The organism is Gilvimarinus sp. 2_MG-2023 (assembly GCF_030547685.1).
Lineage (GTDB): Bacteria > Pseudomonadota > Gammaproteobacteria > Pseudomonadales > Cellvibrionaceae > Gilvimarinus.
This window is the reverse complement of sequence record NZ_JAUOQM010000025.1, coordinates 1-12,884: the sequence shown is the minus strand read 5'-3', so window position 1 is coordinate 12,884 and position 12,884 is coordinate 1. Positions and strand designations below refer to the sequence as shown.

Annotated in this window: 9 protein-coding genes; 5 read left to right on the top strand and 4 right to left on the bottom strand. The window is 49.3% G+C overall.

Going from position 1 to position 12,884, the window contains the following annotated elements:
- The first annotated feature begins 30 nt into the window (after window positions 1–30).
- The 4 genes from Q4526_RS05820 to Q4526_RS05805 all read left to right on the top strand — a co-directional run bounded on the left by Q4526_RS05820 (window position 31) and on the right by Q4526_RS05805 (window position 8,168).
- Entirely contained in the window at window positions 31–1,758 is a 1,728-nt protein-coding gene (locus tag Q4526_RS05820) for an autotransporter assembly complex family protein (RefSeq protein ID WP_215975981.1), read from the top strand.
- Window positions 1,755–5,297 (top strand): translocation/assembly module TamB domain-containing protein, encoded by a 3,543-nt coding sequence (locus Q4526_RS05815; RefSeq protein ID WP_215975980.1) that lies wholly within the window; start codon window positions 1,755–1,757, stop codon window positions 5,295–5,297. The genes Q4526_RS05820 and Q4526_RS05815 overlap by 4 nt, the downstream gene beginning before the upstream one ends.
- Window positions 5,298–5,585: 288 nt before the next feature.
- A complete protein-coding gene (locus tag Q4526_RS05810) occupies window positions 5,586–6,398 on the top strand; it encodes a formate/nitrite transporter family protein (RefSeq protein ID WP_215975979.1) in 813 nt (270 codons plus the stop codon).
- Window positions 6,399–6,443: 45 nt separating this feature from the next.
- Window positions 6,444–8,168 (top strand): bifunctional protein-serine/threonine kinase/phosphatase, encoded by a 1,725-nt coding sequence (locus Q4526_RS05805; protein WP_215975978.1) that lies wholly within the window; start codon window positions 6,444–6,446, stop codon window positions 8,166–8,168.
- A gap of 97 nt (window positions 8,169–8,265) precedes the next feature.
- On the opposite strand, the gene Q4526_RS05800 is transcribed toward Q4526_RS05805, so the two are convergent.
- Genes Q4526_RS05800 through Q4526_RS05790 form a run of 3 tightly spaced genes read right to left on the bottom strand, consistent with a single transcriptional unit; the run spans window position 8,266 to window position 11,507 of the window.
- Complete coding sequence (locus Q4526_RS05800; RefSeq protein ID WP_215975977.1) at window positions 8,266–8,670, bottom strand: phosphate ABC transporter substrate-binding protein; 405 nt, start codon at window positions 8,668–8,670, stop codon at window positions 8,266–8,268.
- 13 nt (window positions 8,671–8,683) lie between these two features.
- Window positions 8,684–9,880 carry a hypothetical protein gene (locus tag Q4526_RS05795; RefSeq protein ID WP_215975976.1) on the bottom strand — a complete coding sequence of 399 codons (1,197 nt, stop codon included), beginning with the start codon at window positions 9,878–9,880 and terminating at the stop codon, window positions 8,684–8,686.
- 25 nt (window positions 9,881–9,905) lie between these two features.
- The gene (locus Q4526_RS05790) at window positions 9,906–11,507 is read right to left on the bottom strand and encodes a methyl-accepting chemotaxis protein (RefSeq protein WP_215975975.1); all 1,602 of its coding nucleotides are present in this window, start codon (window positions 11,505–11,507) and stop codon (window positions 9,906–9,908) included.
- A gap of 350 nt (window positions 11,508–11,857) precedes the next feature.
- Here Q4526_RS05790 and Q4526_RS05785 point away from each other — a divergent pair, with 350 nt between their 5' ends.
- On the top strand, window positions 11,858–12,070 hold the full coding sequence (locus Q4526_RS05785) for a DUF2061 domain-containing protein (protein ID WP_215975974.1): 213 nt from the start codon (window positions 11,858–11,860) through the stop codon (window positions 12,068–12,070).
- Window positions 12,071–12,086: 16 nt separating this feature from the next.
- On the opposite strand, the gene tatC is transcribed toward Q4526_RS05785, so the two are convergent.
- The gene (gene tatC / locus Q4526_RS05780; RefSeq protein ID WP_215976024.1) at window positions 12,087–12,836 is read right to left on the bottom strand and encodes a twin-arginine translocase subunit TatC; all 750 of its coding nucleotides are present in this window, start codon (window positions 12,834–12,836) and stop codon (window positions 12,087–12,089) included.
- Window positions 12,837–12,884: the final 48 nt, after the last annotated feature.

Here is a 12,884-nt window from a genome sequence, read left to right as displayed (position 1 = left end):
TCGTTTTTATAAGCAGGGTTTCGGAGTTATATGTCGCCAGCGTTTTCCCGCAGTTTGATTTTCGCTTTTTTGATGCCGCTCTGCGCTCTGGCCGCCACCCCCTCTCTCGAATTGACCGGTGCCGAAGGATCGCTGCGCGATAATATCCACGCTTATCTTGGTATCAGTGGGCAGGACTGCGAGGCGACCTCTTGGCGTTTAGCCTCTTACGCAAATCAAGCCGATACAGAAATACGGGATGCCGGCCGAGCTTTAGGCTATTACCAGCTCACGTCTCAAATGCAGATTGAGCAAACCGATGATTGTTGGGTGATGCAGGTAGAGGTGACACCCGGGCCGCGCGTTACTTATGCCAGTGTGACGGCTCAGCTTGAAGGTGAAGGTAAAACGAATGCTGCTATGCAGCGAGCGCTGGCATCCAACCCTATGGTGGAGGGTGGTTATTTCCATCACGGCCAATACGAAAGTTTTAAAAGTGCTTTGTTGCAACAGGCCAGCGTGCAGGGCTTTTTCGATGCCTCGTTTGTTAGTGCGCAAGCGCTGGTGTCTCAGCAGGATAACAGTGCCCGGGTCAGTCTGGTGCTGGACACCGGCCCGCGCTACCGTATTGGTGATATTTCTATTTCGCACGACATTCTCAGCCGCTCGTTAATCGACCGCTATGTGAATTTAGAGTCCGGCCAGGCGTATCGGTCCGGCGACTTGGTGGATTTAAAAAGTGAGTTTCAAGCCAGTCAGTATTTTTCTTCGGTGGCTGTAGAGCCGCAGTTGGATGAGCTGGCCGACGGTAAAGTACCTATCAATATTGATTTGCAATCCGGCGCTAAACACCACTATTTAGTTGGTGCCGGTTATTCGTCCGACACTGGGGCAAGAGTGCGTTTAGGTTATGAAAATCGATACATAAACGACGCAGGTCACCATTTAAACCTTAATGTAAATGCATCGGAGGTGATTACCACTTATCAGGTGGATTACTCTATCCCGATGTGGCGCCCAGCTTATCAGACATTACGCTTGTACACCGGTTTTAGCCAAGAGGATATTAATCAGAGTGTGAGTAATCGTTTGGCCAGTGGCGTCAATTACTCTAGCTGGAATAACAGCGATTGGTTTAATCATTATGGCTTGAGCGTAGAGGAAGAAGAATTCTATTTTGGTGATGGCCCCATCACGACATCGGAGCTGATCATTCCTATGTTTAGCACCACCTACACCACAACAACTGACAGTGTGAAGTACCCTCGGCGGGGCTGGAGTGTATTTGTTCGCTTAAAAGGCGCCAGTGAATCAACGGGTTCGAGCACTAACTTTGCACAGGCATTTGGCCGCTTCAAATTTATATTGCCCGCGGGGGAGGGGCGGTTGTTATTCCGACTTGATGGGGGCATAACCGAGGTTGATGATTTTTCGAAGTTACCTATATCGCAGCGTTTCTTTGCTGGTGGCGATGCCAGTATTCGCGGTTATGACTACAAAAATGTGGGGCCGCTCAACGACGATGATATCGTCATCGGTGGTTCGCGCTTGCTGACGGGCTCAATTGAGTACGACCGCAAAGTTTATGGTGATGTTGTCTTGGCGGCATTTGTGGATGAAGGCAGTGCTTTTTATGGAAGCTATGTCGAGTCCTATCGCGGTGTGGGGATGGGGGTGCGTTGGTTGTCTCCTGTTGGGCCAGTGCGTGCGGACATCGCCAAAGCACTTGATGGTCATAAAGGCTGGCGATTGCACTTAAGTGTGGGGCCGGATTTATGATTAAACGTTGGTTGAAGCGTGTCCTGCTGAGTGTTGCATTATTCTTAATGTCGACGCTGCTTATTATTGGTTCTGTGCTGGCGACTGAGCTCGGTACACACTGGTTGTTAACACAGGTGAAAAGCTTTACCGGTGTACAGTTTACCTACCAAGGTGGGGCTTTGATTCGAGGGGTGCGCTTAAGCGATGTTCGTTATCAAACGCCGGGCTTGGATCTTTCGCTGCAAAAGCTCACGCTGGATTGGCATCCTAATAGAATTTTTTGGGGCGCACTGTATATCGATCAGCTCGATGTCCATGGTGTGGCAATAAAACTCAGTGCAACCGAGTCGTCGTCTGAGCCTAGTGCGCAATGGCCCGAACCAGACCTGCCGTTTAAAGTTATCTTAAAACAACTCAATGTCCGTGAGCTAAGTGTGCAAAGTGCCGAGGCCGATGCTGTTGTGGTTGATCATATCGCGGCTGAGGCAAGTTACGGCGTCGGCGAGCTTGACGTCAGGCGATTGCGTATCGAGATTGATAAGAGCCATATCCAGTTGGACGGGAGTGTTCAATTGGCCTTTCCCTATGCTTTGGATGCAAGCCTAGAGTGGCAGTTGCCATCGCTTGACGCCGATGTTGAGTCTTGGCGTTCAAAGCTGCCAGAGATTGTGAACAATAATATCTGGCAAGGAGAGCTAACGCTCGGTGGTGACCTGCGCAATTTACAATATTCGGTGAATACCCGCATGCCGCTTGTTGCCAATTTATCGGGCGATTTAATGACGGCGGCGAGCCAACATAAGATCGAATTTAATCCTGAGCTGGCAGCTCAGTTGAGCTTGCCTGAACAACGTCTACCCCAAACGATTATTGACTTAGGTGAGCAGCAACCGGACTTAATAGCGGGCGAGGTTCAACTGCAAGGCTGGCTGCCTGCCTACCAAATAAACGCCGATGTTAATGCAAGCTTGCCCGAACTCGACCCATTGCAGCTGCAGGTAAGCGCTAACGGTAACCTTGAGCGAATGACTGCGCAATTATTTGAGTTGTCCTTGGGGCAGGCGTCGCTGTCGGCAACCGGCGAGCTAGGTTGGCAGCAAGGCGTTCGTTGGCAACTAAACGTGCAAGGTGAAAATATAAACCCCGGCGTATACGTCAGTGACTGGCCGGGCAATATTCAGTTTGCCTTGCAGTCGCAAGGGCATAAGACTGAGCAAGCCTTATCGATGTCGGCCAACATCGAAAATTTGGAGGGACGGCTTCGCTCATTAATGGTCGCGGGGGCAGGGCAGGTTGAGTTTGCTTCTGGCCAGTGGCAGATACAAAACCTAATGGCATCTCTGGGTGGTAATCAATTGAATATTGAGGGTGCTTGGGGGGAAACTGTTGAATTGACGGGGAATATTAACGCTCCATTGCTTGCTCAAATAGACCCCGCCCTCGGCGGTCAATTGCAAGCGAATGGTCAGCTGTCAGGAACATTTCCCAGCCTAACATTTACCGGTGAAGCCAATGCAGAAAATGTTCGTTGGCAGGGATATTCGGTTGAGTCTTTACAGTTGCAGTCGGGCTCAGATGATGTAAGTGCTCAGTCTTTGAGGCTGCAAGCTCGCGCCCTTGGCATTAACTTAAATGGTCGAAAGTTACAGTCGGCATCACTCAATGCGCAAGGTGATGCCGGTCAGCATCAACTTGATCTAGAGCTGGAAACCAATCTCGATAATCAGCTGCAGGTCAGTGTGCAAGGTGCGTGGCAACAATCTCAGTGGGCTGGTAACTTGCAGTCCTTGCGCTTGCGCTCTCCCTATGTTGAAGATGTCACTCTAGCAGCACCAGCCGCCATTGAGCTTTCTTCTACCCAGGCATCACTGGAAGCCTTATGTTTGCAAATGCTACCTGCCAGTGATGCGGCTAACACTCAAGCCAACAACAAGCTTTTGGCCGCCTGCTTTGAAGGGAGCTGGCAGACGGCCTCAGGTATAAAAGCGCATTTCAATTTGGAGCGCTTGGCGCTATCGCTGTTTGACCCTTGGGTACAAAAAGACATGAGTCTAGCTGGGTATCTGCACGGTGCTGGTGAAGTTGATTGGCTGGGTGATGAGAACCAAGTGAGTGTCCACGTTGATTCTTTTGAGGCAGAAATAATTCACGTTGCCAGTGAAGGTAAGGCCGAGCGTTATAAGTTGGGTCAAATTCGAGCTGATATTCAAGGCGACGACACCTCCATAGCGGCTAAGGCAATAACCACGGTGGAGGGTTTTGCCGAGGTTAAAGCTCTGGCTAATTATGAGCTGGCCTCGGGTAAAGTCGAGGCCCAGTTGGATGCCAATGTTGATAACTTGCGACCCTTTATGGCGTTCGCCCCTGGGGTGAGAAATTTGCGCGGTGAGCTTATGGTTGACGCCAGCCTTACCGGGCTTTTGTCTCAGCCAGAGCTGGCACTCACTGTTGATCTTAACGAAGCCTCGATGGATTTGCCGCCCTTGGGTATTCAGTTATCAGCCGTTAATGCCAGTCTGCGCGGCGATCAAAATAGTTTAATGCTCGATGCCAGTGCCAGCCCTAGTGAGGGGGCTTTGAAGTTGCATGCTCAAGTGGAAAATCCATTGGGCAGTGACTGGAAAATTGATGGCGAGTTAAATGGCGAGCGTGCCAAAGTCGTTCAGTTGCCTGAATTAAATTTATGGGTCAGCCCTGACATCACCCTTGTCGCGTCTGAGCAGTCGGTGAACATCAAAGGTTCTGCCACTATTCCTAAAGCAAAAGCGGTGATTAAGACACTGCCTACGGGGGCGGTTAAAGTATCGAATGATGTTGTGGTGTTGGATGATGAGGCGTCAACAGGCTCGAGTCTACCTATTAACATGAACCTGCAAGTTGCACTTGGGGATGAAATTGAGGTGGAGGCTAGCGGTTTTAAAGCGGGGCTGGGAGGGAAGTTAACCTTAAATAAAACGCCGACAAGAGCACTCTACGCCACAGGCGATATTGTTGTGCTCGATGGGAAATACGAAGCTTATGGTCAACAGCTTGCTATTGAGCGAGGCACGGTCTCATTTCAAGGTCCGCTGGACAACCCTGGGCTAAACGTCACGGCTACACGCAAAGTTGAGGATGTAGAGGTCGGTATCGTCATCGGTGGCACATTGCAAAAGCCAGCGACTGAAATCTATTCCAGCCCTCAGCAAACCGAAAGCAATGCGTTGTCGATGTTGTTCACGGGCAAAAAACTGAATTCTGCCTCATCGGGTGAAGCAGGCATGTTGATTAATGCAGTAGCGAAATTGGGGGTCAAGCAGGGCCAATTCTTGGCAGATGACATTGCCAATAAATTTGGGCTGGATGAGTTGACCATCAAATCCGAAGACAGTGTTGATAACAGTCAGTTGTGGCTGGGGAAGTATTTGACGAAAGACATCTACATTCATTACGCCATCGGATTATTTGATAGTGTCTCGACTTTAGGGCTGACCTATTTTATATCCGATAATTTTCAAATTGAGGCAGAGTCTGGGGTGGTTCAAAGTGCGGATCTAATTTACACATTAGAGCGCTAATCCCAGTGAGATTGCCCTATATTGGGTTGGTAAAATATTTTGGTGCACGCGCAAGCCCCAAAGTGGTGCTTATTGGTTGGGTTCAAATTATTGTCGGGTTAGTAGTGAGGCGTTTGGTGGTGCATTGTGCGTTAAGTTGGTGCCATTAAGCCGTTTTTATATGCCTGTTAGCTGCCTGACGTGTTAGCAAAATTTAATAATAACAATAGGTTGGCTGTTTTTTTCGGAGCTTGGCATAGCCGTTGCTAACGTCATTGCAACTCTGAGCAAACTTCTAAGGAAAAGACAATGGCCTATATAGAACCCTCCGAATTCGTTACCAAGATGGTTGATTCGGGCGAACAAAAAGTATTTATGTCCACCAAAGACACGCTAATACGGGCCATTATGGCTGGTGCCATTTTGGCGCTGGCGGCCATGTTTGCGATCACCGTTACCGTGAAAACCGGCTCGCCACTGGTTGGGGCGTTATTATTCCCAGTGGGTTTTATCATGTTGTATCTGATGAAGTTCGACCTGTTAACCGGTGTGTTTACCTTGGTGCCACTGGCGTTGTTGGATAAGCGCCCAGGCGTTAGCTTCGCCGGTGTGATGCGCAACTGGGGGTTGGTGTTTATTGGTAACTTTGCCGGCGCTATGATGGTCGCCTTTTTTATGTCGTTTATCTTGACCTATGGGTACAAAGTGGATGGTGGTTTACTCGCGGCGAAAGTTAGTGCTATCGGCGAATCGCGTACGGTAGGCTATCAGGCGCACGGCGTTACCGGTTGGTTAACTATCTTTATTCGCGGCATGTTGTGTAACTGGATGGTATCCATGGGTGTTGTGGGTGCCATGATTTCCAGCTCGGCTGGCGGTAAAATGGTCGCCATGTGGATGCCGATTATGCTCTTCTTCTTTATGGGCTTTGAACACTCAATCGTTAATATGTTCTTATTCCCCTTCTCAATGATTATGGGCGGCGACTTTACCGTTAGTGACTACCTGCTGTGGAATGAATTGCCCACGGTTTTGGGGAACTTGGCTGGTGGCCTCTTATTGGTGGGCTTACCGCTCTACCTAACTCACGTTAAAACCAGCCCTGAAAGGCAGCTTGTATAAGGAGCTTAAGCGCTTGCCCGATGAATGCAGTAAGCGCTTATTAGCATGCCAAAACAATTAAAGATAAGCCTCGGCCAATACACGTGCGCCGGGGCTAAGTCGGTTAATCAAGATGCGATGGGTGCCTGCATACCTAAAGAGCCGTTACTAGGCTATAAAGGTGTGGTGGTTGCGATTGCCGATGGCATCAGCAGTAGCGATGTCAGCCAGATCGCCAGCGATATGGCAGTCACCAGTTTTCTTACCGATTACTATTGCACTTCAGAGGCCTGGTCGGTAAAAAAGTCGGCAGTGCGTGTTCTGCAGGCAACCAACTCATGGCTGCACGGCCAAACCTATAACAGCCCCCATCGCTATAACAAAGACAAAGGGTACGTCTGCACTTTTGCCGCTCTTATTCTTAAGTCACACAGCGCACATATTTTTCACAGTGGCGACAGTCGAGTTTATCGGGTTGCTAGCGGTGCCCTAGAGCAGTTAACTCAAGACCACCGCCGCTATGAATCACGCAACAACAGTTATTTAACTAAAGCTTTAGGCATTCATGATCATGTTGAATTAGATTATTGTGAGCGGGATTTAGCCGTGGGTGATATATTTTTTCTGGCCACTGATGGGGTGTATGAATATATAGAGACGGGTGATGTGAGCCGTGCTATTGATGAGCAGTCGGATTTGAATGCAGCGGCACGGGCATTAACCGAGTTGGCGCTTTCGCGTGGTAGTCAGGATAATCTCAGTGCCCAATTGATAAAGATTGAACACCTTCCCGAACGACAGTTGTCTGAGGTTCAGCAGCAAGTCACGCAATTGCGACCGCCGCCTAGGTTGCAAGCGCGCATGGAATTTGATGGCTACAAAATTTTGCGTGAGCTTTATATCAGTAGTCGCAGTCATGTGTTTTTAGCGCAAGATATGGATACGCAAGAGCGCGTTGTGATTAAAACACCATCGCAAGAAATGCGCACTGATCCGCTTTATTTAGAAAGTTTTTTAACGGAAGATTGGATAGCACAGCGTATCGATAATGCCCATGTGTTGCGGTGCGTTACGCCGACTCGGGCTCGACAATATTTATATTTAGTGAGCGAGTATATCGAAGGTCAGACATTGACCCAGTGGATGCAAGATCACCCTTCGCCCAGCCCCGTCGATGTGCGGAATATACTCGAGCAAGCAATACGGGGTGTGCAGGCTTTTCACCGGCAAGAGATGCTGCATCAGGATTTAAGACCTGCGAATATCATGGTCGATAATCAAGGCATGGTAAAAATCATCGATTTTGGCGCGGTGCGAGTGGCCGGTGTGCAAGAGTTAACACAAGCATCACAAAAGATTGTTGGTACGGCGCAATACACAGCGCCGGAATACTTTATTCAGGCCAGAGCGAGCCAGCGCTCAGATATTTTTGCTCTGGGCGTGATTGCCTATCAAATGTTAAGTGGTGGCCATTTGCCCTATGGTGCGAGTGTGTCCAGGGCGCATTCAGTGACCGCGCAAAGGCGATTAAAATACACCAGCTTGCTTTCGCACCGGCCAGATCTACCTAGCTGGTTGGATGAAACGCTTAAGCGGGCAGTCGCTATTACACCGCTCAAACGCTACGCCGAGTTGAGCGAGTTTGCCTTAGATTTACAGCGCCCTAATCCAGAGTTTTTACGCCAAACCCAGCGCCCGTTTATTGAGCGTAATCCGGTCAGGTTTTGGCAAGGGGTATCACTTTTGTTGTTAATTCTTTTACTCTGGCAGTGGGGTGGGGATTACCTCTGAAGGCAAGTTAACAGGAACTGGAAGTTTTTGCGTGGAAATAAAAACGGCGAGCATTGGCTCGCCGTTTTTATTAATGGCACTGTTACATTGTAGGAGGCTAGGGGGTGAAGGTCACCTTAACGCTGCCGTCTACTTCGCTGGCTTCAATGTAACCAATCGCGCCTGGTGTGCTGGCTACCGCCGCTTTTACCGAGGCGGAAGAGTCGAGCATACGCGGTGGCTGACCCTTGCCGGTAAAAACCTGCTTAGACCAAAACGCATTGAGCTGAGCCTGTGAGCGACCAGTGACTTTGGTGTGGAACTCATCGCGCAGTTGCTGCCCCTGAGCAAGATCAATCGGGTCGGCCGTTTGTCCGCCGGGCAGTTGTTTGCTGCGGCCAATGTATAGGTCGCGTATCTGATTTTTCTCCATGCTGTCGGGGCCGGAGGGGTGCACAATGACCACTACCTCGGCTAGAGCCGCAGAGGATGCTAGCAACAATGTCAGTAGAAAATATTTCATGGCTGATCCTCCCTTAAAAGGCTGCGTCGAGTTTAATCGAGAATATATCGGCATCGTCATAATTAATCACTGGGCCAATGTTGCCATTTAAATTGCCTCCGGTATCACCGAAGCCAGATACACGGCTCAAGTCAAACTTAATCGCGATATTGCTCATTGCATCCCAACGCACGCCGACACTTTGCGAGGTGCGCTCGATATTTTGAATGTCTGAGGCGACGACTAACCCATATACCGGGCTGCCGGGTGTGGTGACTTGTGCCCGGGTAAGCGGGCGCTCTTCGTCATCGATGGACTCTTTTACTGAGAGTGTTACATAAGGGCTAAAGCTGCCAAAGGTACGGGCCACGGTAATATAGGCCGAGTCGCTATCGACAATCGGGCCATCCACTTCAAAGCGGGTCAGCTCGGAGATAACTTGCCAGGTGCCATTATTGAAGCTTAAGCCAACACCGTAAAAATGAGTGTCAAAGGTATCGCCACTAACCGCTAATTCTGCTGTGGCATAGTTACTGCGCACAGTCCAAATAAAATCGGTCCAGCTAACAGCGCCGCCGTACAGGTTGTCAACATTGACATCAACCAGTTGTCCGGCGATATCCACACTGTCGTCGGTTTCGCCACCAAACCCCTGTAGGCTTAGAGTCGATGTGTCGAAATTTATATCGTACAGTGCGTCAACCCCGGTATAGCTGGTAATGGGAATGCCGCCGTAAACATCAATCGGTGGGCGGCCCCATGGCTGTGCGTAACCCACTTCGAGCGAGTCGGAGTACATAAAAAGCGGCAGGCGCATTTTGCCGGCGCGCATTTTTAAATTGGGAGAAAACTGGTGGCTAATGTAGGCCCACTCAAAATTCGGATCCCACTCATCATTGCCACGGCCAACCAATTGCATGGTGATATCCGTGGTGTCCGAGATCGTGAAGCTGCCCTGTAAGCCAAACAAGCTTTCGTTGGAAAAAGTGCCGTCTTCGGTGTAACCGGCGAAACCGCTGTCGTTACTGGCAACACCATAGGCGAGGCTCATAAAACCATTAAAACGCAAACGCTCTTGAATAGGTTTGTTCACTTGTTGCTGCAGCACCTGAATCTGTTGCTCCAGGTTATCTAAACGGGCTTGATCGTCGGCCATAGCTTGACCGCAGGCTAGAGTGAGCCCTGCGATACACGCGTTGGCAATCAAGAATTTAGGGTGGTTAAGGGTCATAGCTCTCTCCTAAGAAGCATAATGATTACACCTTAAACTGAGAGGCGACATCTCCCAGTCGTTTGGAAATATTGTCTATATCCTGACAAATAGAATTCGTAGTACCGGTGCTTTCGGTGACGGTTTCGGTATTTTTATGGATGTCGGTCACGTGTTGTAGCACCTGATCGAACGTCGAACTTTGTTCGTGTGTGGCGCGGGCGATCTGATCGTTAAAAGCACTGATTTCTTGCACGCTGGATAGAATGGTTGCCAGTGCTACTTCTGATTCTTGTGTGGCTTCGACACCGCTATTGACGCGGTCTACACTGTTTTCCATGGACTCAACCGCACTTTGTGAAACGCTTTGCAGCTCACTGATCACCGAGTGAATTTCTTCGGTGGCCTGGCGGGTTCTCACTGCTAAATCACGTACTTCATCGGCCACCACGGCAAAACCCCGACCGTGCTCCCCGGCGCGGGCGGCTTCAATGGCGGCATTGAGGGCGAGTAAATTGGTCTGTTCGGCCACCGTTTGAATGGTGTTGAGCAATTGTCCGACATCGGTGCTGAAAGTATCGAACTTATTGACCACCAGGGCTGTTGATTTTACATCTTCGGCCAGAGCGGTAATCGTATCGACATTTCTGTTTAGGGTGGCTTTGCCCTGTGCGGCAGTGGCATTAATTTCGGTGGCTTTTTCCGAACCACTGCTGGACAGTTGAGCAACTTCTTGCACGCTGCTCATTAACTCTTCAATGGCATTGCGAGTGGCTGAAATGGCTTGTGCCTGAGCGCTAATTTCGCTGACATTCTTGCCGCTGGTATCGGTTAGCCGGGCGGATACTTGTGATAGTGCCTGCACGTCTTGCAAAATTTCCCCGAAAGACTTGTGCAGCTTTTCGACAAAGCGATTGAAGTTTTCGGCCAGCGGCTGAATTTCATCTTGGCCTGGGTAATCAATGCGGCACGTTAAGTCCCCCTCGCCCGATGCCATGTCGTGCAAAGATTGGGTGACTTGATTTAAGTTGCGGGTGATAGAGCGGCCAATAATAAGGCTCATCACTATCAAGACTATGATGGCAATAACGGCAATGGCTAGAGAGATACGCGACGCGCTGGATGCACTGGTCAGAGTATCGGCAATGGTGTTGGTAAAGCTTCTCTCGGTGCTGGCTTTCATGCTCTCCAGCGAGGCCCTGAGTGTTTGCAACCGCTGCGCATTTTGTTTGGCATCGTTAGCGACCTTGGAGAAATCCACCGTACCATTGATAAAGCCTGTGGCAATTTCGGTGGCGGTATTAAACCAGCTGGTTAATTGGCTTTCGGCCTGATTGACCCCAGCGGTGCCCAGCTGACCCAATCGATATAAATTGTCTGAAATTAGCTCGCGCTGCTCTTGGGCTTGCTCCAAAATATCTGGATCGCCCGTGGTTACGGCCGAGTTAATATTCTGCTCCATCGACAGCAAGGTGCCTAAGTTGATAGTGGTCAGTTCCAGTGAGGGGTAGAGGTTGTCTTGCACCTCGGCTAATCGCTCGGCATTGTTGCGTTCGACAAATAGTGAATAGCCCTGGCTAATAACAAAGGCCAGCAGCGCAATAGCGACAATAAGCAGTAATTTATGGGAGATTTTTAAACCAAACACGCTAACTTCCTTTGTGGTTATGCCTATATAAGACGCGCCCTGATTATAGAATAGTCAAGAAAGGCAATAAATGTGCGTTTGTTTATAACAATATTGCTCTAAACGGCCCTTCGCTCTGTTCTATATCATCAACGTCGTCTTACTCGGCGCAGTGTGCGATTGATTCGTTATCGACCAAATATAGGAAGTCTATAGTGTTACTGTGACATATAGGCTCATTTACATATTTGTCGCGAATAGCTCTAAGCTATCAAGATTATAGGTTTGATTGTCTTAACTAGCGTCTTGAGAATGGTTATTATTTCCTTAGTGCATTAATGCTTAATGCTTAATGAGGTGGAGGAACTGATATGACCAAGACAATGACTTTTGCCGTTTTACACTTTAGCGTCGCCTTTTTGGTGACCTACGCCCTGACCGGCGATCTTTTGATTGGCAGTGCTGTTGCTTTAATTGAGCCGGCTATTAATACGGTAGCGTTTTATTTTCACGAGCAGGTATGGCAGCGCTGGGTGGAAAATCGAGCCGTAGTGGCAGAGGTGTTTGCGCAACGTATAGCGTAAAGAGTGTGAGCTTCTGCTATGACGGGGATGTTGGATTTTCGCGCTTTTTTTGCAAAATACGACCAAAGAATATACCGGCTTCAAATAATACCCACATGGGTAGGGCCAGTAGAGTTTGGGAAATGATATCGGGCGGGGTGAGAAGCATGCCGATGATAAAACAGCCCACCACGACATAGGGTCGTTTGCGAGCCATGCCGTCGGCAGAGATAACGCCTGCGAGTATCAATAAGATAGTGGCGATGGGTATTTCGAAGGCTACGCCGAAGGCAAAAAATATCTTCAATACAAAATCTAAATAGCGGCTTATGTCGGTCATGATGGCGACATTGGCCGGTCCCACCGACGTGAAAAAACCAAATATCAATGGAAAGACCACAAAATACGCGAAAGCCATACCCAGATAAAACAACATCACCGACGAAGCCAAAATGGGTAAAGCCAGGCGTTTTTCATGTCGGTATAAGCCCGGCGCTATAAACGCCCATATTTGATAGAGCACAAAGGGCACGCTCACAATAAAGGCGGTAAACAGCGTCAGTTTAAACGGGGTCAGAAAAGGCGAGGCCACATCTGTGGCGATCATGCTGTTGTTGTCGGGCAAATAAGCTTGCAGCGGCGCCGAGACAAACTGATAAATTTCACTGGCGAAGGGCAGCAAGCAGGCACAGACTACGCCGATCACGAGCAGAGCTTTGAGCAGGCGGTTGCGCAGTTCAATTAAATGCTGAACCAGCGGTAGCTCCTGATCGTTTGAGTTGCTCATGATTTTTCGCTGTCTGTGGTTGCGTGTTCTGAGTCGCGTGTTACGGGT